A 24,260-nucleotide genomic window follows, 5' to 3' on the forward strand; every position below is an offset into this window, starting at 1 on the left:
GGCGCGAGTGACGGGGCTCGAACCCGCGACCTCCGGCGTGACAGGCCGGCACTCTAACCAGCTGAGCTACACCCGCGCATTTCCTTGCCGAAACTCGGCGAAGCGCTTCTCTATTAAACCCGGCATGGCGGGTCAAGCGGGGAACTTCACGCGAATTTGCACTTTTCTGTATAAAGCTGTCATTCCCAAGCCATATTCCCATATCAGGTTAGACTCCCAGTCCTGAGGTTATTCCATGAAGCGCGTTATCCTAATTGTTTCCGGCATCGCGGCACTGCTGATTATCGCAGCCTTTTCAGTGCCCTTCTTCATTCCGAAATCGGTTTACAAGAACCAGATTGAGAATGCGGCGACCAACGCGTTGCAACGTGACGTGACGCTCGCAGGCGATGTGAAAATATCCGTGTTTCCGCGCATTTCGGCCTCGGTAGAACAGGTGAGCGTTGCCAATCCCGACGGATTTGCCACACCGAACATGATTGAGGCAGGTGCGTTGCGCGGCTCGGTCAAATGGGTGCCGCTGCTGTCGCGGCGCGTGGATGTGCAGGAAATCGCCTTCGTGGATGCAGATGTGGTCCTTCAGCGCAAAGCCGATGGGAATACGAACTGGGAATTCGCCTCTTCAAAAGAAGCATCGCCACCACCTGAAAGGACAAATGGTTCATTCGATGCGGGAGTCGAATCGGCAATCCTCAAGAACGCTTCGCTCACTTTTCAGGACGACCAATCTGGCGAAACATACAAATTGTCCGAACTTGACCTGGAAGCATCTCTGCTAGGCATGGACCAGCCTCTCAGTGCGACAGCCAGCGGCCGGTTTCAGGAGCAAGCCTTCACCATTGACGTCTGGCTGGATGCGCCCGAAGCGCTCACTCGTAGTTTGCCCGCTCAGGCCCGGCTGGATCTGGCATCCGACCTGGCAAATATCAAATACGATGGCAGCATCCAACTTGGTGACGCGCCGAGTTTGAACGGCACGTTCGAAGCCGTGGTGGCGGATCTGGCTGCGCTCACACAGCAATTCAAGTTGGATGTGCCGGCACGGTCAGCCTTGGGTCGTTTACAAGTCGCGGGCAAGGCATCCGGCGCACTCGACTCGCCGTCTCTTACAGAACTCAAATTGACCCATGACAGCAACTCGTTGAGCGCGTCATATGAGGGATCCGTTTCACTCAATGGTGATGGGACTGTTGCCGGCACCCTCTCCATCGCCAGCGACAGAATGCGTGACTTGCTGAGCGCTGCGGCAATTGAACTAGCCCCGGGTGATACACTCCAGACCTTTGCCGTATCTGGCACGGCAAACGGCACATTCAAATCCGTCATGGTCAACAATTTGAACCTGTCGCTAGATGAATTGAGGGGCACCGGACAGGCGGGGATTGATGTGTCGGCGACAACACCGCGCATTATTGGCGATCTCAGCATACCCGCTCTCGACCTGACACCCTTTATGGGAGAGCCGGATCCGGAAAAGACCACACAGGGAATTCAGCCCTGGAGTGATGAAACACTCGAATTGTCCGGGCTGAAATCCGTGAACGCAAACCTCAGTCTTGAGGTCGGAGCGCTCACCATTGGTGATGTCGAACTGAGCGATGCTGTCATGGACGTCGATCTGACCGATGGATTGTTGACAGCAGACTTGTCGCAATTCAAAGCCTTCAGCGGACTTTGGTTGGGCAAGCTGACCGTGGATGCCCGACCTGCCACACCGAAAGTGGGCTTCGACATGCAGGGCCAGAATGTTGCCGTCGCAAATCTGCTCGGAACGTTGGCCGGATTCGACAGCCTCACAGGAACAGGACAATTCAAGGTTTCGGCGCAGTCGTCTGGTACATCCATTGACGCAATCATGCAGGCAATTGACGGAGAGGTCTCGACGAGCCTTTCGGATGGTGTGGTCAAAGGCTTGAATGTTGCAGCCTTGGTACGAAGCGCCTCCTCTCTGAAGCAGGCCATAGCGACAGGCTCAATTCAGGAACTCAATTTTGGCGAAGCTTTATCGCAGAACGCCGAGACCGATTTTTCAAGCTTCAACACTGTGTTGAAAGTCAATAACGGCGTTGCGAATGTGGATGTGATGAAACTGCTGAGTCCCATTCTGGGCGTAGATGGGACTGGACAGATCAATCTGGCGGGACAGTCCATGGACCTGCGCCTTGCGACCAGTGTGGACAAATCGGCCCAAGGTCAGGGCAGCGTGGTGCAATTGAACGGCATTCCAGTCCCGATCCGTATATCGGGCGCGTGGACGAATCCGAAAGTCACACCAGATCTGAGCGGCGTAAGTTCTGCGTTCAAGGCAGAGTTGGGCTCCCGCGTGTTGGAAGAGCTTGGTGTCTCCAACTCAGCAGGCTCCGGCAGCACCGAAGATGTTATCGGCGGACTCCTTGGCATCAAGAAGCCTGACCCAGAAGCCCCGACGGACGACGCGCCTGCCGAGACATCTGCTGAAGATGTAGCGATCAAAGCGCTCGGCGGCTTGTTGAACAATCGCAAGAAAAAAGAGGCCGACACTTCAAACGAAAACTGAAATCCAGGGATCAGGCTTGGGCGGACTTCGCCGCTGGAAACTGTATAGTATTATCGGCTGCGGTCCCGACATCCGACTCCCGCTTGGGTGATGCAAAATCGGCAGGTAGAAGGTCGATAATATGGTGAAGTTTGTCGAGCGGCTTGGCCCGACTGATGAAGAAACCCTGCAATTCCTGGCATCCAATGTCACGCAGGAACTCTGCTTGAAAATGCGTCTCGACACCCTCCGCTGTGCACCGCATGCCCAGTGAGTGCGCCAGTGCGATGGTGGCTTGCGTGATAGAACGGCTGTCTGATCGGCTTTCAATGTCTCGCACGAAGCTCTTGTCGATCTTGATCTTGTCGAACGGAAAGCTCCGCAAATAAGACAGAGAAGAATAGCCTGTGCCGAAATCATCAAGCGCAATGCCGACGCCGATCTCCTTCAGTTTGTGAAGGCGCTTGAGCGTGAAATTTGTGTCCGACATCAGGACCGTTTCCGTGATCTCAAGCTCGAGCCGTCGCGGATCGATCTTGTTGGCGGCAATCGCATTCACGATGGTCGTCATCAAATTGGATGAGTGTATTTGCAACGGCGAGATATTCACCGAAACTTTGACATGATTGGGCAGACGACGCGCCTCTGCCAAAGCCGCCCGAATGACCCAGTCTCCGATCCGGGTAATCAGACCATTGTCTTCTGCGTGCTCAATGAAGTCGCCGGGATAAACCAGGCCCCGCTCAGGGTGGTTCCATCGCAGCAAGGCTTCGCATCCCACCACATCATGTGTGTGAGCATCAACTTGAGGCTGGAAATGAAGTTCGAACTCGCTGTGCTCCAGCGCGGAATGCAAATCGGCCTCGACTTGCAAATGGGCTCGCGCGCGTTCGTCGAGCGCGGGTGTGAACATGCACCAAGTGGACTTTCCGAGCTTCTTGGCCTGATAGAGCGCCAAGTCAGCATGCTTTAGCATGGTGCGGGCATCTTTCGTGTACGGATCGAACATCCTGACACCTACCGACGCGGAGCAATTGGCGGTCGACCCCCACAGGTCATAGGGCTCGCTCAGGCGTTCGGTTATCTCGTCGAAAAAGAGTTCGAGGTCGCCCATCGTCGGACGCTGAACGATCATGGCGAACTCGTCACCACTGATCCGCGCCACCATGTCGTGATCGCCGCTCAATTCGTTCAGGCGACCGGAGACATGCTGCAAGAGCTCATCACCCGCCGGATGGCCCAGCGTATCGTTCACCCATTTGAAATTATCCAGATCGAGCCAAACCAACGCTCTTTGGACTGTTTCAACATCCGGTTTGCGGAGCGCCTTTTCCAGTCGCTCCTGCATGTTCATCCGGTTTGGCAGACCCGTCAGCCCGTCATAATGCGCCATAAAGGCAATACGATCTTCTATTTCCTTGGACTGGGTGATGTCCGATGCTACCCCGCGGAAGCCTCGGAACTTGCCATCATTGAAGATTGGCTTCCCGGTAAGGGACAACCAGCGTTCGGTCTCTGAACCTTTGAGCCTCATGGCGATATCGCGAAAGCCCTGGCGGCGCATGAGGCTGGTATTGAGCACTCTGGTAGAATCGTCCGCCTCGAACTGATCGACCAACAGATTGCCAAGCGTTAGGTAACCATTGTCATGCTCAGCGCCCTCAAACACGAGAGGAATGTCTACGAGCACGCCTCTGGCGTCAGTTTGCCAGAGCCAATCGGACGTACTTTCCTCAAAATCCCTCAACAGCAACCCAATCAGATGCGACTGCTCTCTAACCGCCGTTTCGTTGATGCTTTTGAGCACGAACTGGCGATGCGACCAGCGAATGGCTAGGATGAGTATCGCGACATAAGCCAACGTCAAAATAGATGTATACTGATATTTTGGATTTTGCTGAAACTGCATTTCCGCAACCAGTCCCAGTCCGATCGGAACTATAAAGGCAAAGGCTGCCTTGGGCAGACGCGACATCAGGAGCGCACCGGTGAACATGACTCCAGCCAGAACGACGCCCACAATCATCTGGCCATAGCTATCCGTGACATTCATCACAATGATAGGTACCGACGCCCAAAGAAGTCCGGCAATCGCCGCAACAAACGTATATTCCCTCATCACCTTGCGCGCGATCGCAAGATCGCTGGGCCGGTAGGTTCGAACCTTGTTCGTAACAAAAGCCGCTGCGCATATGGCGGCGATACAGACGAGCCATACAGACAAGGCAAAGTCCGCTGGCGTCTCCTTGAAGGACAGCCAGACAACCGACGCATTGATCAGGTTGGCCAGAACCAGAGGAATCGTGATCGTGCCCACGATTTCCAGCTGGCTTTCTCGCCAGGCCGCCTCATGCTTTCGTTCGTCGTCCGAGTCCCTAACGATCTCGGACAGCGGCCCATCGCCGCTATCCTTCATAGCCAACAGTTTCATGCGTCCACCCCGGAATTCATCCGACTTCTCGGAATCACCATTGTCAGCATGTCTAAACGACGGAGGTGAAAATCAGTGTAGTGTGACGTCGAAAATTCTCTGAAACCGGTAACGATGCGTAAGTCATCAATCTTTGGTTGGATAAATATTCAAGGATTTCAACACGGTTCTGGCTCGCCGCTGTATCAGATCACGTTCACGATCCGGCATTTTTATCGCATTTTTCATGAGCAATGACATGCGGGGATTACCCTGCAATCGTTGGAAATGGCGGATCAGGAAGTCCCAATAAAGCGTATTGAAGGGACACGAGTCCTCATCGGTCCGGGTTTTGGAATTGTAACGACACCCGGCGCAATAATCTGACATCTTGTTTATATAGTTTGCACTGGCAGCGTAAGGCTTTGACGCAATGACACCCCCGTCTGCAAAGAGCGCCATTCCATGCGTATTCGGCAGCTCCACCCATTCGTACGCGTCGGCATAAACACTCATGTACCAATCATTGACGTGGTCCGGATGGATGCCCGCGAGCAGCGCAAAATTTCCCGTGATCATGAGGCGTTGAATATGATGGGCATAAGCATGCCGAATGGTCTGCCCCAGCGCATCGGCCAGACAGGCCATATCGATTTCGCCGGTCCAGTAGAAATCGGGAAGCGCGTTCTGCGCATTCAGAAAATTGCTCTTTCCGTACTTAGGGCCGTTCCACCAGTAGAGCCCCCGCACGTATTCGCGCCAGCCAAGGATTTGCCGAATGAAGCCTTCCACAGCATTGAGCGGCGCACGGCCGCATTTCCATTCCGCCTCAGCGCGTTCACACAAATCCAACGGATCCAACAAACCGACATTCAGATAAATCGAGAGGATTGAATGCCACATCCATGGCTCATCCTTTGCCATGGCATCCTGGTAGTCTCCAAAGCCAGGCAGGATCTCCGCCATGAAAGCATCGCGAGCGGCCTCGGCATCGTGACGTGTGACTCCGAACACGAAGGGTTCCAAATCTCCGAAATTGTCTGGAAACCTGTGCGTGATCATATCGAGCACGTCTTGCGTAACCTGATCTGGCTGGCAGAACCATCGTTGAGGAGTAACCGCGGATTTCGGCAACCGCTTGCGGTTGTCCTGATCATAATTCCACTTGCCGCCAGCAGGGCTATCTCCCTCCATGAGCAGACCTGTCTTCTGTCTCATCTCGCGATAGAAATACTCCATCCGCAACTGCTTGCGATGGGCAGCCCAGGTCGAGAATTCACTCAGTGTCGCGATGAACCGCGTGTCGTCGCGAAGTTCCACCTCTACATCGAAGATGTTGGCCCACACCTCCATATCGCTCAACAGGCGCCATTCGCCGGGTTTCGTGATGATCAAGGTGTCGATGCCGGGATCGGCATCCAACGCACGCGCCACTTCACCGCGCAATGAGCCTTCATTTTCAGGATCCGTTAATTTGACATAGCGAACCGCAACACCCGTTGCTTCCAACTCCTCAGCGAAGTGGCGCATGGCAGAGAATACAAATGCGAGCTTCTTCTTGTGGTGGCCCACATAGGTCGCCTCTTCCATGACTTCGGCCATCAAGACAGTATCTGTGGACGGATTGAAATCAGAAAGAGATGACAGGTCGGGCGTTAGCTGATCGCCAAGAATGAGTGTCAGAGCCGACATTCGGTAGCGAAATCAGTATGGCTTCGCCAAAACGTATTCGATATCCTGACCTCGTGCTTCGAAAGCCAACTTCATCCAACGTCCGGCTTGGTCATACCAAAGCATAACATCAATATCAGAATCCATCAGATACCGCGTGGTCTCGATCTCTTCACCCGCCACACGTATGGTCTCATTCCCTTGTTCAGATACGGTGACCTCCAATATTTCTCCATTGCCGGTCGACAGCAGCTTTGAGGAATTCGTGGCGGCAAAGTTCCAATGACTTGAAGGCACGATTGAGCCTGCAACAACACCGTCATACTCTGTGCCTTCGACCTCCAACCCATCACCGCTGCGCGCTGCCTTCACCGACCCTTCATCGCCATCATCGTCAACCTGACCGGTGAGAGACACAAGTTGTCCATCCTCCCACACTTCAGTGGCGTCGAGCTCATACTTGAAAACGGTGATAGGCCCCAGGCCGGCTTTGAGGTTCACGTCAGTCGTTGCAGTCAGACGTCCCTGGCTATCCTGCCCAAACGTGACGGAGTGGGAGCCGAATGGCTTGCCCTTGCGCAGCACATCAAACTCGATCACGTCTCCCGGGCTTGGTGCCCAACTCGCATCCGACGTCTTTCCGCTTGCGGGTGCGCTAAACAGCGCGGCCGATACCAGAATGGCTCCCAGAAAACGCTTCATTGGAAAATACTCCAGAACCTGTTGGGCCGATGGGCGACAAAGCAAATACAACTTTCGTCTCCCACAGCAGCGGGCTTGTGACGCATGCCGGGTTCACCGAGCACAAGGTCACCGCGAGAATATGTGCCATATCCATCTGTAAAACGCCCGGACAGGACAACGGTTGCCTCAAGGCCACCATGACCATGCATCGGCGCGCTTTGACCGGGCTCCAGTTTCATGAACTTTGTCCCCGGCGTGCCTGCAGATGCATATTGAACGCCGGAGAAACCACGCCGCCAGCTCAAATCGCCAGAGGATTGGGACAGGACCTCATCAGCTGAGAGACCTGACCATCGGGCGCGACCAGTTCTCGAACCCTGCTGGGCCGGGTCGGCAAGTATCGGGTCAGATCGTTCCAGCATCACACCGCCGATCATTGACCAGAGATGCGCGGTCTCAGCCCCCCTCTCACTCAGTGAAACGTGCAGGTCCCCCGCCACAGCAAAGGACTCCGGATGGTTCCCGGCGGCATGGTCCATCATGAAAGCAATATAGGTGTCGGTGTGGGTCAAGCAGGCGGTCCTGTCTCGGTTGGTCTATTCATGCTTCTTACGCAGACCGGCACGAAATGGATCACACGGGCCCTGTGGGACTCACAACGGTTGTGAAAACCTCTGCGCCGCACTAGCTTCGTCCCAAAGAAAATTGACCAGAATCGGACCTAATCTGATGAAGTTTCATCGCTCGGTGATCGACCTTATCGGCAACACCCCCCTGCTTCGCCTGAACCAGGCATCTGACGAAACCGGCTGCGAAATTCTCGGCAAATGCGAATTCCTCAATCCGGGGCAGTCTGTGAAAGACCGACCGGCACTGGGCATTGTTCGCGACGCTGAAGCGGCTGGAGAGCTGAAACCCGGCGGCACCATTGTCGAAGGAACGGCTGGAAACACCGGCATCGGGCTCGCATTGGTCGGCGCAGCACTCGGCTACCGCGTGGTCATCGTGATGCCACGCACGCAAAGCCAGGAGAAAAAGGATGCAATCCGCCTACTCGGCGCAGAACTGATCGAGGTCGATGCGGTCCCCTACAAGAACCCAAACAACTACCAGCACTTCTCGAAGCGCCTGGCCGAAGACCTTGCCAAGTCGGAACCAAACGGCGCGATCTGGGCAAACCAGTTCGACAATATCTCGAACCGCAAGGCCCACTACGACACCACTGGTCAGGAAATCTGGACCCAAACCGATGGCAAGCTTGACGCTTTCATCTGCGCGGTCGGATCTGGCGGCACGCTCGGCGGTGTATCGCTCGCACTAAAGGAAAAGAACAAGGACATTCAGATCGGTGTCGCAGATCCCGGCGGGGCTGCGATGTATGAATACTACAAGAACGGTGAGTTGAAATCCGAAGGCACCTCAATCACTGAAGGCATCGGACAAGGTCGTATCACAGCCAATCTTGAAGGTATTGAAGTGGATCGCGCTTATCGCTGTACGGATGAGGAAGCGCTCAACATCCTTTTCGGCCTCGTTCAGAATGAAGGTCTGTGTCTTGGCGGCTCTGCGGGAATCAATGTCGCCGGGGCCGTTCAGATGGCGAAGGATCTGGGGCCCGGGCACACAATCGTCACGGTGCTCTGCGACTATGGCAACCGATACCAGTCGAAACTCTACAATCCCGATTTCCTGAGATCGAAGGATCTGCCGGTTCCCGCATGGATGGAGGCTTGAATTATGGAATCCGGAGACCCGCTCGTTACGGCCGAATGGCTGAAAGAACATATCTCTGCGCCCGACGTCCGGGTCGTGGACGCAACCTGGTTCCCTCCCTTCCTCAATCCCGAGAAGACGGGGCGCCAGGCATGGGCTGAAGGGCACATCCCGGGGGCCGTCTATTTCGACATCGACGCCATCAAGGCAGGCGGAACCGATCTGCCGCACATGCTGCCCGATCCCGTCATGTTCTCGTCGCGTGCGCGCAAGCTCGGCCTGGGAGACGGCAACCGGATCATCGTCTATGACCAGTTCAACTTCTTCGCCTCGGCTCGCGTATGGTGGATGTTGCGCGTAATGGGCCAACGCGACGTAAAAGTACTTGATGGTGGGCTCAAGGCCTGGACGGATGCTGGTGGCGAGACCGAGGACCTGCCACCGGTGGCCGTCGAACGCCATTTCACAGCGCGCGTCCGGTCCGATCTGCTGAAGGATTCAGACCAAATGCTTGCAGCATCTGCGAACAGCTCCCACAACATCATAGACTCCCGCTCGGCCGAGCGTTTCTCCGGCGAGGCTCCCGAACCGAGAGAGGGGCTTCCCTCCGGTCACATCCCTGGCAGCATTTGCCTGCCCTCCGGCGAACTCCGCACGGAAGACGGCAGGATGAAATCCGCCGAGGAACTTGGCAAACTGTTTCCAAATCCCCTCGCGCCCACAATCGCGACCTGCGGGTCTGGCGTGTCTGCCGCTGTCACGGCGCTGGCGCTGGCCCGACTCGGTAATTGGGACGTCGCGGTCTATGATGGATCGTGGGCGGAATGGGCGTCTGACGCATCCCGTCCCGTCGCCACTGGCACAGCATGACAAAGGACACTGCGACACGTCTCATCCATACGCGTGGCCGCCGGTTGGCCCAGAAGACAGTCAATCCGCCAATCGAGCGGGCGTCCACACTCCTGTTTGATACATCCTCAGACCTCTATGGCGCCAAGCCCGGCTACGGCCGTATGGGCCTGGCGGTTCATCGTGAACTTGAAGACGCACTTTGCGTACTTGAGAATGCGACCTTCGCAAAACTGACCTCGAACGGATTACAGGCCTGCGCGCTTGCCATCGGCAGCCAGGTAAAAGCCGGGGATCACATCCTTTTCACCGACTCCGCCTATGGCCCCACCGCGCGCTATCTTGATCGTCGATTGGAAAAAATGGGGGTAGAGGCGACGCGCTTCGATCCGCGATGTGGCGCAACCATTTCTAACCTGATCAAACCCAACACGCGCGTAATTTACCTGGAATCTCCGGGCTCACTCACTTTCGAGATCAGCGATACGCCTGCCATCGTGGACGTGGCGCAGCAGCGAGGTATTCGCACCATTCTCGATAATACATGGGGCGCTGGAATTCTGCACAAGCCACTGGACCTCGGCGTGGACATCTCTGTCCAGGCGTTGACAAAATATGCGGTTGGCCATGCGGACGTGTTTGGCGGCGCTGTCATGAGCCGCGACAAGCGCGTGGCGCAAGACATTATCGACTGCGGAGATGATTGGGGCATCAGCCTGGGCCCGGACGATGCTTACACGGCCTTGCGCGGCTTGCGCAGCCTGAAGACGCGCATGGATGCGCACGAGGCCGCTGGTCTCAGGATCGCGAATTGGTTGTCTGAACGCCCGGAAGTCTCTCAAGTCCTGCACCCGGCACTCGAACAGCATCCGGACCATGTCATCTGGAAGCGCGACTTCACTGGCTCAAACGGCCTGTTTTCCGTCATTCTCAACACGGTCAGCCCAGAAGGCCTGAAACGCTTCTTTGACGCATTGGAATTGTTTTCGATGGGCTTTTCCTGGGGTGGCTTTGAAAGCCTGATCATCCCGTGCGACCCGCAACTGAAACGATCAAAAGGCCACTGGATTGACCAAAAGGTCGGCCCTCTGCTCCGCATACATGTCGGTTTGGAGACCGTAGATGACCTGATTGCCGATCTCCGGGCAGGGTTTGAGGCTATGGGGGAATAAGAGCGTGGAATTGGGGGCTCGCAAAATCGGATTGATGCTGGGCCCTGCCCTGGCCGCGCTCATGTTGCTGTTCGGCCCACCGGAAGGCCTCAGCCATGCGGCCTGGGGCACGGGAGCCCTGATGGTGCTTATGGCGGTCTGGTGGGCCACCGAGGCCATTCCCATACCTGCCACCTCTCTGTTGCCGCTCTTTGTTCTGCCGCTCGTTGGAGCGGGCTCACCAGCCCAGACGGGCAGTGATTATGCCAACCATATTGTCATCCTGTTGCTCGGCGGCTTCATCGTTGCCCTCGGCATTGAACGCTGGAACCTGCACCAGCGGATTGCACTCAACGTCATCAGCCGGGTGGGCACGTCGCCCGGCGCTATTGTCTTCGGCTTCATGCTCGCAACGGCCGTCCTGTCGATGTGGATATCCAATACGGCCTCGACATTGATGATGGTCCCCATCGCCATCTCAGCCAGCGCTGTGCTTGGGAATGTTTCGAAACACTTCACCACGGCACTCCTGCTCGGTGTTTGCTACGCAGCTTCCATCGGTGGGGTCGCCACCCCGATCGGCACGCCGACCAATCTGATTGCAATCAGCTGGTTGCAGACCGAAGCGGGTGCTCATATCGGGTTCGCACAATGGATGGCCTTTGGCCTGCCGGCCATGGCGCTATTATTGCCGGTCGCATGGTGGAATGTCACACGCGGTATGCCGGTCCGCTCCGAAAATGCAGAAGCTGTGTCAGCTCACGTCAAATCCCAGCTTATCGGCATTGGCAAAATGACCGTCCAAGAAACCCGCGTCGCAATCGTTTTCGGGATCACAGCCACCCTATGGCTGCTCAGACTGCCACTTCAGCTATTCCTCGAAGCGTCTGGAATAGAGTTGCTCGCGAATTATGGTGGCGCGGAAGTCGACATGATGATCGCGATCTTCGGCGGGGTACTCATGTTTCTGGTCCCGGCGGGCGGCGGTGAAGATCGTGGCCTGCTCAACTGGCAGGAAGCTGAACAAATCCCGTGGGGCGTGTTGCTCCTGTTTGGTGGCGGCATCGCAATGGGCAAGGCCATTTCGCGCACCGGACTGTCGGAATGGATCGGCGAGAATCTGCGTGTTCTGGACGTGCTCCCGCCGCTAATCTTCATCGTTATTGTGGTTGCTCTGGTCATCTTCCTGACGGAAGTCACCTCAAACGTGGCCACAATGACCACGCTTGCACCCGTACTGGGTTCGCTCGCTGTTGCGCTCGGCACAGCTCCGGAAAGCCTGCTCGGCCCGGCCGCCGTGGCAGCGTCCTGTGCCTTCATGCTGCCGGTTGCCACCGCACCAAACGCCATCGTCTATGGCACGGGCCACATCACCATCCAGCAGATGATCCGCAAGGGCTTCTACATCAATCTGGCAGGTATCGTGATCATCGCTGCGGTAGGCTACTGGATCGCTCCGCTGGTCCTGTAGAGGAATCCAGCGACACGCGCCGAATTCCTCCTACACCCGACAAGCCTGCGTCCCTCAATCCCAGCCCCGTCTGCAGCAAGGCATACAGGGGCAAGCTGAACGCCACCTGAACTTAGGTTAACTCAGGCAGCTGGTGGCTCGCTGACCTGGACCATCAGTTTGCCTAGATTCTTGCCTTCGAAGAGACGCGACAAGCTGGCTGGTGCATTTTCCAGACCATCGACAATGTCCGCCTCGAACTTGATCTTGCCGGCCATCAACCATTGCGCCATCTGCTGAATGCCTTCCGGAAACCGCGGGAAGTAATCGATCACGATGAACCCTTTCAGCAAAGTCCGGCGCATCAACAGGTTCGAGAAATTGTACGGCCCCGGCACGGGGTCAGTTGCATTATAGGTGCTGATCAGTCCGCATAGCGGCATGCGCGAGAAATCATTCAGACGCGCAATCACTTCATCCATGATTTTGCCGCCCACATTCTCGAAATTGATGTCGATTCCCTTCGGACAGTGCTTGTCGAGCGCTGCCCCAACGTCTTCCGTCTTGTAGTTTATCGCAGCATCGAAGCCGGCCACCTCGGTCAGCCATTTGCATTTCTCGTCACTGCCCGCGATGCCAACAACCCGGCAGCCCTGGATCTTTGCAATCTGTCCCACCATGGAGCCGACTGCGCCGGCCGCCGCAGAGACGACCACCGTCTCGCCAGCCTTTGGCTTCGCAATATCCATCAGTCCGAAATAGGCCGTCATGCCAGTTGCGCCGAGCGGCCCCATATAGGCGGTCAGCGGCACACCTGGCAGGCGCGGCAGTGCGTTCAGCGAACTTCCGGGCAGATTCGAATAGAGCGACCAAGTACCGAGACCCGTGTTTACGATGTCTCCTTCCTTCAGCCCGTCAAAACGGCTTTCGGTGACCACGGCCAGACCGCCGCCACGCATGGCATCCCCGATGCCGACGGGCGGCAGATAACCATCCACATCGCTCATCCAGATGCGATTGGTCGGGTCGAGGGACAGGTAAATCAGGCGGGTTCGCACTTCACCATCTTCCAACGGCACAAGCGGAGACTCGACCAGTTCGAGGTCTCCCTCCTTCAGGTCACCTACAGGCCGCTGACGCAAAACCCAGCTCTTGTTCATCTCAGTCATTTTTATCCTCCCATGTCTTGACCGGGAGGCTAGGTCGAATTCCGGCTAGCGCAAGACTCCGCGTCGCGTCATCCGCCACGCATATGCAAGCAACAAGGCACCAATCAGGATGATGACTGCCGCAAACGCGGGATTTGAAGCTCCTTCCGGAACATCTTTCAGCGACATCCCATGAACCATGGATGCGAGCGCGGCCAACAGCGATATCAAGAACGCCCAAACGGCAAACCGGCTGCGCAACAGGAGCTGAATGGATCCGATCAACGCGCCCCAGACGCCGAATGCCCAGATGACATACTGCCAGACTGGAAACGAATAGAAAAAGGCTCGCTGCTCTTCCGTGAAGTTCGACATATACGGCGCCCAATGGGTCACTGTGGCGGTGTAATCAAACGCGCCAAATCCGTTCCACAGTACCGCAAGAATACCCACGACCCAGAGATGCCAAGGCGTACCGGCGGCTTGTGGTTCCAGTGTTTCACTCATGCTTCCCTCCCAGAATTGTACGCGCAAGTTTACGCTGCGACGGCGCATTCGGCAAATCCCTATAGGTGAGGGTGCAATACCCCCTTCCGGATGGGTGACGTCGCGCATGACACGGGCTACACATTCGGCCAGCAAAGGATTCCCGAACCATGGCCACTGCCCCCGTCAACAAGGACAGCCACCTCTACCTGGTAGATGCCAGCGCATACATTTTTCGCGCTTTCCACGCCCTGCCCCCTCTGACCCGGGCCAGCGATGATTTGCCAATCGGCGCCGTGAGCGGGTTCTGCAACATGTTGTTCAAGCTGCTGGAAGATCTGAAGGGCGACGAGCGGCCCACCCATTTCGCCTGCATCTTCGACAAATCCTCCATCACGTTTCGCAATGAACTGTACGACCAGTACAAAGCGAACCGCTCGGAACCCCCGGAAGAACTGCGCCCCCAATTCCCGCTCGTGCGCCGCGCCGCCGAAGCCTTCGCGGCCCATGCCATCGAGAAGGAAGGATTCGAAGCCGACGATCTGATCGCCACCTATGCGCGTCAGGCCGAGGCGAAAGGCGCGCGCGTCACCATCGTCTCATCTGACAAGGACTTGATGCAACTTGTTTCCGATACCGTCCTCATGCTCGACACGATGAAGAACAAGACAATGGGTCGTGAACAGGTCTTTGAGAAGTTCGGCGTCGGCCCGGAAAAGGTCGTCGACATCCAGTCACTTGCCGGAGACAGCGTCGACAATGTCCCCGGGGCCCCCGGAATCGGCGTGAAAACTGCGGCTCAGCTGCTGGATGAATATGGCGACCTCGACACGTTGCTCGCTCGCGCTGAAGAAATCAAACAGCCAAAACGCCGCCAGACCCTGATCGACAATGCCGATCTCATCCGCATATCCAAGCAATTGGTGACGCTAAAAGACGACGTGCCGCTCGACGTACCGCTCGAAGACCTCGCCGTGCAGGATCCGGACCCGGACACGCTGATCAATTTCTTGGAAGAAATGGAATTCCGCACCATCACGCGGCGCGTGCGGGAAATGATGGAACTCGAAGGTACCTTGGAGTCCGCCCAGCCCGCAGAAGATCCGATCGACCGCAGCAAATACATCTGCATCCGCGATTTCGAAGAGCTGGAAGAGTGGATCACACGCGCCACCAAACAGGGCTATGTTGCGGTTGACACCGAGACCGACAGTCTCGATTCCATCGCGGCCAACCTAGTCGGCGTATCCTTGGCGCTCGCACCGAATGAAGCCTGCTACATCCCGCTCGCGCATGTCGATCCAGACAATGCGGGCGACGGAGACATGTTTGGCGCAGATCCGCCACGGCAGATCCGCATGCAGGATGCACTGCGCGCTCTGAAACCGATGCTCGAAGATCCGGCGGTCCTGAAGATCGGGCAGAATATCAAGTACGACCTCTCGGTCTTCGCCACGCACAACATCAATGTCGCGCCGATTGATGACACGATGTTGCTGTCTTACGTATTGAATGCAGGCAAGCACAATCACGGCATGGACCCGCTGTCGGAGCGATACCTCCAGCACAACACTATTCCGTTCAAGGAGATTGCCGGAACGGGCAAGTCGCAGGTGACGTTCGATCGGATCGCGCTGGACAAGGCGACAGAATACGCCGCCGAGGATGCCGACATCACCCTGCGCCTGTGGCAGGTTTTCAAGCCCCAGCTGCGCACGGAAAAGGTCACGACGGTTTACGAAACGCTGGAACGCCCGCTCGTCCCCGTCCTCGCCCGTATGGAGCAGGAGGGGATCAAGGTCGACCGCGATCACCTCTCGCGCCTGTCATCCGATTTTTCCCAACGCATGGCTGCGCTTGAGGCCGAAGCGTATGAACAGGCTGGCCGCGAATTCAATATCGGCAGCCCGAAACAGCTCGGGGAAATCCTGTTCGACGAAATGGGTCTTGAGGGCGGCAAGAAGACCAAGACTGGCGCATGGCAGACGGACGCCGACGTGCTCGAAGGGCTCGCTGCAGAAGGCCATGGCCTGCCCCGCACGATCGTCGACTGGCGAACCCTCTCCAAGCTCCGGTCGACCTATACCGAAGCACTGCAAGCGGCGATCAATCCCGACACAGGGCGCGTGCATACCAGTTACTCGATGGCGGTTGCCCAAACTGGCCGCCTGTCCTCCACAGATCCGAACCTACAGAACATTCCCGTTCGCACCGAGGAGGGCCGCAAGATCCGCGAAGCCTTTGTCGCCGAAAAGGGCAATGTTCTGGTCAGCGCGGACTACAGCCAGATCGAGTTACGTATCCTGGCGCATATAGCCGATATTGATGCGCTGAAGGACGCCTTCAAGGAAGGCCTCGACATCCATGCCATGACGGCCAGCGAAATGTTTGGTGTGCCTATCGAAGGCATGGACCCCATGGTCCGCCGTCAGGCAAAGGCGATCAATTTTGGTATCATATACGGCATTTCCGGCTTCGGCCTCGCACGCCAGCTGGGCATTCCCCAGAGCGAAGCCAGCGAGTACATAAAAACCTATTTCAAACGCTTCCCCGGAATCCGCGCATACATGGACGAGACCAAAGCTTTCGCCAAGGAGCATGGATACGTTACCACCGCCTACGGACGGAAGATCAATCTCTCTGGCATCAAGTCCAAAGGACCACAGCGCTCCTTTGCTGAGCGCCAGGCCATCAACGCGCCCATTCAAGGATCCGCTGCCGACATCATCAAACGCGCCATGATCCGCATGCCAGATGTACTGGCCAAAGCAGGCCTGTCTGCGCGTATGCTGCTTCAGGTACATGATGAACTCGTCTTTGAATGCCCGGAGGCCGAGGCCGACAAATTGATCGAAACCGTGAAGACCACCATGCAGGGAGCCGCCGGACCGTCACTTCAGCTATCTGTGCCCTTGGTTGTCGACGCGCGCGCCGCCAGCAACTGGGCCGAGGCGCACTAAAGAACATAAACAAGTTTTCACACTTAGGGCCTCTCCTCTATGTTAGCGTTCCCGTCAGACGGGAAGCAAAACATGGTTCGCAGCATCGTAGTCGGAATGATCGCAGCATGCATGGGGGGCGCAGCGACAGCGGAGGAGGATTTATCCAAACTCCGGGCTCAGATTGAGCGCGCAGTGGAAAGTGAGGACTTGTCCGCAATAACCACAGTGTTCGGACCTGAAGTCCGGATCATGCCGGAATACCAGAAGACAATGACCGGACCGGACCATGCGGCCCTGTACTACGAGACGCTGTTTGACGGCATCGACATCAATTTGTTTGACAAAACCCTCACCGAGACAATTCCGATCGATATGCTAAAAGTGGACATCGGCGCGTTCACTCTGAGCTATACTGCAGCTCAGTCCGCTGAGGCGAAGGAAGTATCCGGGCACTACTTCGACGTCTGGGAAGAAAGTGCGGCTGGCGATTATGTGCTGATCGCACAAGCTTGGAATTTCGACAGCGTGTACACGGAAATCCGGGAAACCACGATGTTCGACACTCTGCCTGGCATACATCTGGCCTTCACGCCATCAGTCCCAGTCGATTCCGGCGCGGCGTTCGATCACCTCACCGTCAACCTGTACAATGATGCTGCGATGATAAGACAGCAATCCGACATTCTTTACCATGTCTACTCAGAAGATGCCGTTATGTACCCTCATGACAGTGGACCGAGAGTTGGGCAGGAGGCCATCAAGGAATTCCTTGAAGACTATACGTCTGGCTGGCCCAGTTTTGACTATATAAAAACGGCGTCACACAGAATAGAAGGCACCGCACCTTACGCAATGTCACTGATATCCTACAATCTGCGCTGGGACTCATTGGATAATTCCGGCGTCTCCATCGGCAAGGGCATCCGCATCATGAAACGAAACGAGGATGGATCATTGCGAACCTACAGGGTTATATCAATGCACGACCAATAAAGTTACGTCGCCGCCCCGGCGCGGATGAGCAACCGGGACGGCGAACAGGTCAGACCTCTGTCAGAATATCCGGATATGGAAGGCGGGACTTCGGGAGCGAGGCGTTATAGTCCTGCTCAGGATCGTGATATCCGAGCGGCACAACAACGAGCGAGGAGAAGCCCCTCTCGCGCAGGCCGAACTCGGCGTCGAGCACTGCCGTTTCAATGCCTTCCATCGGCGTGGAGTCTATGCCCAAGGTGGCTGCGCCCAACATGAACTGGCCAATATTCAGATAGACCTGCTTATCCATCCAGTGCTGGACATCCTTCAAGTCCTGCTTATGGAGGTTCACGAACATCGACCGGCCACCGTGCATGGCGGGCTTGTGCGTGTCTTTGTCAACATCGAAGCGACCGTCTTTGTCTTCCTGTTCCAGCACATGCTGGAGATAGTCTTCATCCACGGCAAGGCGGCTGGCAAACACCACGACATGCGAAGCGTTGAGGATCGAGGGGCCGTTGAAGGGGTACTTCTCTGTTGCCTTGGCAACGCGCGCCTTGCCTTCCGGTGTTGAGGCGAGAATGAAATGCCAAGGCTGGATATTCGTGCTTGATGGACTGAACCGCAACAGCTCTTTCAGCTTTTCCACATTCTCGTCAGAGATACGACGTTTGGGGTCGTAGGCCTTCGTCGTGTAACGGGCCTTGGCGTAGTGAGTGATATCATGTTTCATGGGAGGGTCCTTTGATACTTGGAAATATGGAAAGTTTCGGGAGGGGGATTGATCAGCTCTTTGCAGAGACGATTTCGAATTCGCCTTCGAACCGGACATAGAAAAGGCAATCCGCGTCCGCGCCGCAGGCGAGATTATCGCTTGTGTTGGCCTCAAGGCCGACATAGCTACCCGGCGCAAGGGGCGCCGATTCCGCCTTGCCCTTCAGGTGCACTTCTGGCGCGCCAGAAATCGCCACAACCCGCAGGTCACTTTGATTGCTGCGCAGGCGGGCGGCCTGCCCAGCCGGCAGTTTGACCAGTGCGCCTTGTGCGCCATTGTTTTCCGGGGAGTTCCAAAGAAACGAAATTTTCGCGCCGCCGTCCCGGTCGATCCAGGTAATGTCTGAGGCATCAAGCCAAACGAGATTGGTGTGATCAAGGTTCACCGGGCGTTCGCCCGAATCGAAGGACTCATCCGTAGGTTTTACGAGATATGGACCGTCATCAATCTCGACATAGGCCATGTTGAACGCATCACCGGCCGACGTGACATGGGCCTCACCCGCCGGCTGGGTCCAGAATGAGCCGGCCGGCAGCCACATATCGGCCGCTCCTGGATCGTCATTGTGGATCACCCCTTCAATCACGACCCCGCGATATGTCACGTTGTGAATGTGGGTCGGAGACGAGAAACCTTCCTTGAACTGAACGAGGAAACCGGATTCACCGGCGGAGGTGCGATCCCCCCAAAGCGTTCCGGCCCGTGGACTTGCATCGCCCCGCGCCGGGTTGAGCGGGCCCCATTCAACCGCTGAGACCGGGACGAAATCCGCCCCTGACACACCGCGAGAAACATCCGGCGCGCTGGCGCATCCAGCGCCAGCAGATACGAACAGTAGCGCACTCAACGCGCCAAAGGGGATTTTGCGTAAGGTTTCAGTCAGGGACATGGCCATTCTTGGGTCTCTTGAAGGATGATTGGAAAGCAGGTTGCGTTACGGGATGTGGGCTCAATTGGTTGACGCCCCCCGATTTATTCATACAAACCAATTTCACAAGTACGCACAATTTTGGCCTATACGCACAGAAAGTATCCTGTAGAACATGACCCGCTTTGAAAAGTATGACTGCTCCGGCGGCTGCCCCGTGGAAGCTGCATTGGAAGTGATTGGCGGCAAGTGGAAAGGCGTCACGCTGTTTCACCTGCTGGACGGCGTGAAACGGTTTAACGAGTTGCAACGTGATGTCGGCAACGTCACCCAACGCATGCTGACCAAGCAGCTACGCGAGCTTGAAGATGCCGGCCTCGTCAATCGTGAGGTCTATCCAGTGGTCCCGCCAAAGGTGGAGTACAGCCTGACCAAAAAGGGCGAAACCCTGCGTCCGATCCTCAACGCACTGAAAGACTGGGGCGAGACACATGTCATGACCAGCTAAGCATTCAAAGGCCGGCCATTTAAGTACGAGCAATTTGAAGCACTCCACCCCTCGTATAGTTTGAAGCAATTTGAAATTGCAATCCTGCATTCCTGACCTTAGCCTTGAGACGATTCACTAAAGAAGAAGGCCGGGAATGCATCCAATACTATTCAAGCTCTTAGTATGTTTTGTGCTTTCATTTGCTTGCAGCGCGAATGTTTTCGCTGACTATCCAGCTGCATATGTTGGAAAAGCGGAATTGCGCGACATTGCCGTCTCTCCGGACGGCACAGCGCTCGTTCTTTTGAAGACGGGCCACCAGGATGATATCGTCCAGAAGTTCGGGTGGGACGAGATCATGGTTGAGGACAGCGCCACCGGCGACACTCGATTAGAGATCAAGCAGACCTACACGTATTACAGTAAATCCGTGAACTGGCTATATGATTGGGTATCATGGCCATTCGATGACACTATTCTGTCGAGCGCCGTCGAGTTCACCGTTTCCGGAGACAAGTTCAAATCACGCTCAGTATTTCTGACTATCAACCCCGAAACGGGTGAAAAGAAAGTCCTCGCAGCCAGCAGAAAGAGAAACCTCGACAAGGATCTCGATACACCAAAGCTCATTGCGAGCGATGCCGAACGTCGCGAAGTCACTCTGGCCATACACAAAAAAGCATCTGTTGAGCTTGTTTCCATCAATGTGGACACAGGCAGGCAGCGTTTGCTGAATACAGCGAATTCGCGAACCCTGACGTGGCTTCTGGATAACTCGATGCGTCCCGTAATGCGGATAGAAAAAAGCAAATCCGGCGGACTTCACCAATACTATTCAAGCCAGGATGGCGGTAGGAACTGGACACTGAGATTTCAACACGATCCTCTCAATGAAGGATTCTATCCGGTTTCCTATTCCTCGAAGAACAACAAGTTTATCGTCGTCTCCCGGCCCGCAGATGCAGAGCATGCCGGCCTCTACGAATTCGATCTCCACACTGGTCAATTCGGCAAACAACTCTTCAGCGATTCCGAGTACGATCTAAGCTCTGCGCGCAAAAGACGCGGATCTAATGACCTGCTCTACTCCGCACTCTGGAAGGACAAGCTCGAAAAGCACTGGTTCACACCAGAAGATGCCAAACTGGGACGAGCAATCGACTCTGCGCTTCCTGATGAAGCCAACTGGTCCGTATTCGACATGAGTCTGCATGGGCAGGCTTGGGTGATATATGTCAGCTCCCCAATCAATCCGGGAGCATATTATGTTTTGCGCAATGACCTGAAAAGACTTCGCAAGATTTCAGACGCGCGGCCTCATATCGATCTCAGTACAACATCAATGCCGCGACGGGTTGATTACCAGACTTCTGAAGGCCTTGCATTGCGGGGATATTTTACACCCTCCACACGTTCACCAAGTCACGCTCCGCTAATCGTCATGCCTCACGGCGGTCCTGTGTCTCGAGACGTGATGGATTGGGACGGATGGGCCCAGTATTTTGCGCATCGCGGATACGCAGTCTTTCAACCCCAGTTTCGCGGCTCTGGTGGCTTCGGCCAAACATTTGAGCGTCTGGGGCACGGCGAATGGGGTAGAGCGATGCAACAAGACATTGCGGACGGAGTACACGCCCTCGAACAAGCCGGGCTGGTGAGTCCAGACCAGCCAAGAAGCATCGTGGGCGCGTCCTATGGCGGCTACGCTGCACTGGCAGCCGCAACCATGACTCCCGATGCCTACCAATGCGCGATAAGTTATGCAGGGGTGAGTGATCTTCCGCGAATGCTACGTCAGTACGACCCCTCAGACGCAGTGGACGCTTTCGTTCGGAATATCTGGACACAACGCATGAACAATGGACGCGATGATGAGACCGAATTGTGGCATCGGTCTCCAATATCCTACATTGAATATCTCAAGGCACCCGTGTTCCTGATTCATGGGACGGAAGACGACATCGTTCACATGGATCAGACCACTGCGTTCTATGATGCTGCGGTACAGGCTGGGAAACAGGCTCAAATACTCTTGCTGGATCATACCGGCCACCAGATTTACAGCGATGATACAAACACAGATTTGCTCGTCGCGATGAACGCCTTTCCGGTGCAATGCATGCCGCCCGCCCCAAAAACACCGACAACCAATGGAGCCAATCTCCCTTAAAATGCCGTAATGTGAGCCTTCGCTCGCCTTGATCCCTTGATTTCATTGCAATTGCATTGAAGGAGGGCTTTTGCCGTGACGCGAACCATGTTTGAACACCGTAGTGCAAGACGACCGGATCCCGTTCACGGATATGGGTTGGTTGAGAAGGATAGAGCGATGACGACATTGGCGCTGGTGGATGATGACGAGAATATCGTTGCGTCCCTGAAGATCTTCTTCGAGGCCGAGGGCTATGATGTGCGCACCTATCATGATGGTGAGACGGCTCTCCCGGCATTAACGGAGACGCCGCCCGATATCGCTATACTGGACGTGAAAATGCCCCGTATGGACGGTATGGAATTGCTGCGTCGCCTGCGCCAGACCTCCGAATTGCCAGTTATCTTCCTGACGTCAAAAGACGAGGAAATCGACGAAGTTATCGGCTTCAATATTGGCGCCGACGATTTCGTGCGCAAACCCTGCTCCAATCGCCTGCTGGCGGAACGCGTCAAGGCCGTGCTCCGGCGTGCCCGCGGCGGCGTGGCCGGATCTGAAGAAGGTGACCAGAAGCCAATCGTGCGTGGCAAGTTGACGCTTGATCCGAACCGTCACGCCTGTACGTGGGATGGACATCCGGTCCGCCTGACCGTCACCGAATTCCTGATCCTGCAAGCGCTCGCCCAGCGCCCTGGCTATGTCAAAAGCCGCGACCAGCTGATGGACGCCGCCTATGATGATCAGATCTACGTCGACGATCGCACCATCGACAGCCACATCAAGCGGCTTCGCAAGAAGTTCCGCGAAGTGACCGACGAATTCGATGCGATCGAGACCCTGTATGGCGTCGGCTACCGCTACACTGAATAGGCGCGGCACTTCGGAGATCTATATCGGCGGGGCGGGCGATACCCGCACCCGTCTCGTGGCCGCTTATGCGGAAGCGCGGCAACGTGACTTTGCGCATGAGGCCCATCATGATGCGCATTATTTTCCGCATTACGCGTTGCGGCGTATTCTTAATCTGGCCCGTCAGCACGCCGATGCCGGCCGCACGTTGATACTGGTCGGACATAGTTGGGGCGGCGATACAGCGCTTCGTGTATTGAAGGCGCTCCAACCGCGCCGGGTAGATTTGCTTGTCTGCGTTGATCCAGTTCCCAAATCCCGGCTGAATCCCCCTCCGACTCCACGCAACGCCCGTCGGATCATCCATGTTGATGCAAGGCCAAGTCATCCGAATCGATCGGACCAGGTGAAGGAGATGGGGCAATGGTTCGGCGGCACGCTGCACCGAAGATTGTCGTCCGCCGACACGCGCATCGTCGCCGATCTGAATCATTTCGCCTTCGCCCAAATGATGTTGGCGCCCGGTGAAGACGGCCTGTCCGCTGCCCACCATATCAACGAATTGGACAGGCCTAAGCGATCCCGAGGCGCCAGCTCCAATTCGGCAAGCTTAGGACAAGTAAAATGAATCCCAGCCCGATCAGGAAGCTCAACGGCGAATACACACGTCGGTTAAGTGTTAGAAAAGGCGATTCAGGCGACGCGCGCTCGAACGCTGGCAGGACGCCGATGATACCCCGCCCAAGAAACACTGTCCCTGCTGCCAGTCCTGCCAGGACCAACACGCCTTTCTGGATGACAGACGGCAACGGCAGAGAAAAGTACCCGCCCAGCCAAGCTGCCAGGACGGCGGCCGCAAACAGGCAAAGCGCTACCATGAAGCAGGAAAATGCCGACGGCATCTTGGTTATACCCCGACGGCCCACGACCGCGCGGGCAAGTGCCTGCTCGTTCGCACACGGGAAATTGCTGCCAAACGCCCACAGCAGGTGCAGACAGCCGAGAACGAACAACACAGCCACCAGAAAAGGTGAAATGAACGGTGCAATCATGCGGACACTCCTGCGGCAATGCTGGGCAGTAAAATGCGCCACCCACTTGCCGTTCCCTCCATCATTCAATAGCCAGACAC

20 protein-coding genes and 1 tRNA gene are annotated in these 24,260 nt (G+C 56.1%); 11 read left to right on the forward strand and 10 right to left on the reverse strand.

Annotated elements, in window-relative coordinates:
• Positions 1–2: 2 nt before the first annotated feature.
• Positions 3–76: transfer RNA gene (locus B2P82_RS15100), tRNA-Asp, on the reverse strand.
• A 159-nt stretch (positions 77–235) separates the two neighbouring features.
• Between B2P82_RS15100 and B2P82_RS15105 the strand changes: the two genes are divergently transcribed.
• Complete coding sequence (locus tag B2P82_RS15105; protein WP_290497792.1) at positions 236–2,536, forward strand: AsmA family protein; 2,301 nt, start codon at positions 236–238, stop codon at positions 2,534–2,536.
• Positions 2,537–2,546: 10 nt separating this feature from the next.
• On the opposite strand, the gene B2P82_RS15110 is transcribed toward B2P82_RS15105, so the two are convergent.
• The 4 genes from B2P82_RS15110 to B2P82_RS15125 form a co-directional block, all read right to left on the reverse strand.
• Positions 2,547–4,946 (reverse strand): putative bifunctional diguanylate cyclase/phosphodiesterase, encoded by a 2,400-nt coding sequence (locus tag B2P82_RS15110; RefSeq protein ID WP_290497793.1) that lies wholly within the window; start codon positions 4,944–4,946, stop codon positions 2,547–2,549.
• A 126-nt stretch (positions 4,947–5,072) separates the two neighbouring features.
• On the reverse strand, positions 5,073–6,617 hold the full coding sequence (locus tag B2P82_RS15115; RefSeq protein ID WP_290497795.1) for a cryptochrome/photolyase family protein: 1,545 nt from the start codon (positions 6,615–6,617) through the stop codon (positions 5,073–5,075).
• 12 nt (positions 6,618–6,629) lie between these two features.
• Complete coding sequence (locus B2P82_RS15120; RefSeq protein WP_290497797.1) at positions 6,630–7,298, reverse strand: DUF6134 family protein; 669 nt, start codon at positions 7,296–7,298, stop codon at positions 6,630–6,632.
• A complete protein-coding gene (locus tag B2P82_RS15125; RefSeq protein ID WP_290497799.1) occupies positions 7,295–7,852 on the reverse strand; it encodes a cupin domain-containing protein in 558 nt (185 codons plus the stop codon). Before B2P82_RS15125 ends, B2P82_RS15120 begins: the two co-directional genes overlap by 4 nt.
• 157 nt (positions 7,853–8,009) lie before the next feature.
• Between B2P82_RS15125 and B2P82_RS15130 the strand changes: the two genes are divergently transcribed.
• From B2P82_RS15130 to B2P82_RS15145, 4 genes are read left to right on the forward strand one after another with little or no spacing between them, the layout of a single operon-like run.
• Entirely contained in the window at positions 8,010–9,014 is a 1,005-nt protein-coding gene (locus B2P82_RS15130; protein ID WP_206992789.1) for a cysteine synthase A, read from the forward strand.
• A gap of 3 nt (positions 9,015–9,017) precedes the next feature.
• A complete protein-coding gene (locus B2P82_RS15135; RefSeq protein ID WP_206992788.1) occupies positions 9,018–9,863 on the forward strand; it encodes a sulfurtransferase in 846 nt (281 codons plus the stop codon).
• Positions 9,860–11,014, forward strand: a complete 1,155-nt coding sequence (gene metC / locus B2P82_RS15140; protein ID WP_290497801.1) for a cystathionine beta-lyase — start codon at positions 9,860–9,862, stop codon at positions 11,012–11,014. Before B2P82_RS15135 ends, metC begins: the two co-directional genes overlap by 4 nt.
• 10 nt (positions 11,015–11,024) lie before the next feature.
• A complete protein-coding gene (locus B2P82_RS15145; protein ID WP_290497802.1) occupies positions 11,025–12,464 on the forward strand; it encodes an SLC13 family permease in 1,440 nt (479 codons plus the stop codon).
• Positions 12,465–12,586: 122 nt separating this feature from the next.
• On the opposite strand, the gene B2P82_RS15150 is transcribed toward B2P82_RS15145, so the two are convergent.
• Together B2P82_RS15150 and B2P82_RS15155 are read right to left on the reverse strand one after the other, a co-directional pair.
• Positions 12,587–13,603 (reverse strand): NADP-dependent oxidoreductase, encoded by a 1,017-nt coding sequence (locus B2P82_RS15150; RefSeq protein WP_414652055.1) that lies wholly within the window; start codon positions 13,601–13,603, stop codon positions 12,587–12,589.
• A gap of 54 nt (positions 13,604–13,657) precedes the next feature.
• Positions 13,658–14,098 carry a hypothetical protein gene (locus tag B2P82_RS15155; protein WP_290497806.1) on the reverse strand — a complete coding sequence of 147 codons (441 nt, stop codon included), beginning with the start codon at positions 14,096–14,098 and terminating at the stop codon, positions 13,658–13,660.
• 149 nt (positions 14,099–14,247) lie between these two features.
• Here B2P82_RS15155 and polA point away from each other — a divergent pair, with 149 nt between their 5' ends.
• Both polA and B2P82_RS15165 read left to right on the forward strand, forming a co-directional pair.
• Positions 14,248–17,037 (forward strand): DNA polymerase I, encoded by a 2,790-nt coding sequence (gene polA, locus B2P82_RS15160; protein WP_290497807.1) that lies wholly within the window; start codon positions 14,248–14,250, stop codon positions 17,035–17,037.
• A gap of 72 nt (positions 17,038–17,109) precedes the next feature.
• The gene (locus B2P82_RS15165; RefSeq protein ID WP_290497808.1) at positions 17,110–18,012 is read left to right on the forward strand and encodes a Cif family virulence factor; all 903 of its coding nucleotides are present in this window, start codon (positions 17,110–17,112) and stop codon (positions 18,010–18,012) included.
• Between the two features lie 49 nt (positions 18,013–18,061).
• Here B2P82_RS15165 and nfsB read toward each other — a convergent pair whose 3' ends face one another.
• Complete coding sequence (nfsB, locus tag B2P82_RS15170) at positions 18,062–18,727, reverse strand: oxygen-insensitive NAD(P)H nitroreductase (protein WP_290497809.1); 666 nt, start codon at positions 18,725–18,727, stop codon at positions 18,062–18,064.
• Between the two features lie 52 nt (positions 18,728–18,779).
• Positions 18,780–19,664, reverse strand: coding sequence for a DUF4437 domain-containing protein (locus B2P82_RS15175; protein ID WP_290497811.1), 885 nt, complete (start codon positions 19,662–19,664; stop codon positions 18,780–18,782).
• 148 nt (positions 19,665–19,812) lie between these two features.
• On the opposite strand from B2P82_RS15175, the gene B2P82_RS15180 reads away from it, so the two are divergent.
• The 4 genes from B2P82_RS15180 (at position 19,813) to B2P82_RS15195 (ending at position 23,756) form a co-directional block, all read left to right on the forward strand.
• Positions 19,813–20,145 (forward strand): winged helix-turn-helix transcriptional regulator, encoded by a 333-nt coding sequence (locus B2P82_RS15180; RefSeq protein ID WP_206992780.1) that lies wholly within the window; start codon positions 19,813–19,815, stop codon positions 20,143–20,145.
• 340 nt (positions 20,146–20,485) lie between these two features.
• Entirely contained in the window at positions 20,486–22,297 is a 1,812-nt protein-coding gene (locus B2P82_RS15185; protein WP_290497812.1) for an alpha/beta hydrolase family protein, read from the forward strand.
• Between the two features lie 159 nt (positions 22,298–22,456).
• Positions 22,457–23,149 carry a response regulator transcription factor gene (locus B2P82_RS15190; RefSeq protein WP_034813738.1) on the forward strand — a complete coding sequence of 231 codons (693 nt, stop codon included), beginning with the start codon at positions 22,457–22,459 and terminating at the stop codon, positions 23,147–23,149.
• Positions 23,121–23,756, forward strand: coding sequence for an alpha/beta fold hydrolase (locus B2P82_RS15195; RefSeq protein ID WP_290497813.1), 636 nt, complete (start codon positions 23,121–23,123; stop codon positions 23,754–23,756). The genes B2P82_RS15190 and B2P82_RS15195 overlap by 29 nt, the downstream gene beginning before the upstream one ends.
• Here the strand turns inward: B2P82_RS15195 and B2P82_RS15200 are convergent.
• Positions 23,701–24,180 carry a DUF3995 domain-containing protein gene (locus B2P82_RS15200; RefSeq protein WP_290497815.1) on the reverse strand — a complete coding sequence of 160 codons (480 nt, stop codon included), beginning with the start codon at positions 24,178–24,180 and terminating at the stop codon, positions 23,701–23,703. The two genes, B2P82_RS15195 and B2P82_RS15200, sit on opposite strands and share 56 nt — an antisense overlap.
• Positions 24,181–24,260: the final 80 nt, after the last annotated feature.

It is taken from the genome of Hyphomonas sp. UBA4494, from assembly GCF_002388935.1.
Classification (GTDB): Bacteria; Pseudomonadota; Alphaproteobacteria; order Caulobacterales; family Hyphomonadaceae; genus Hyphomonas.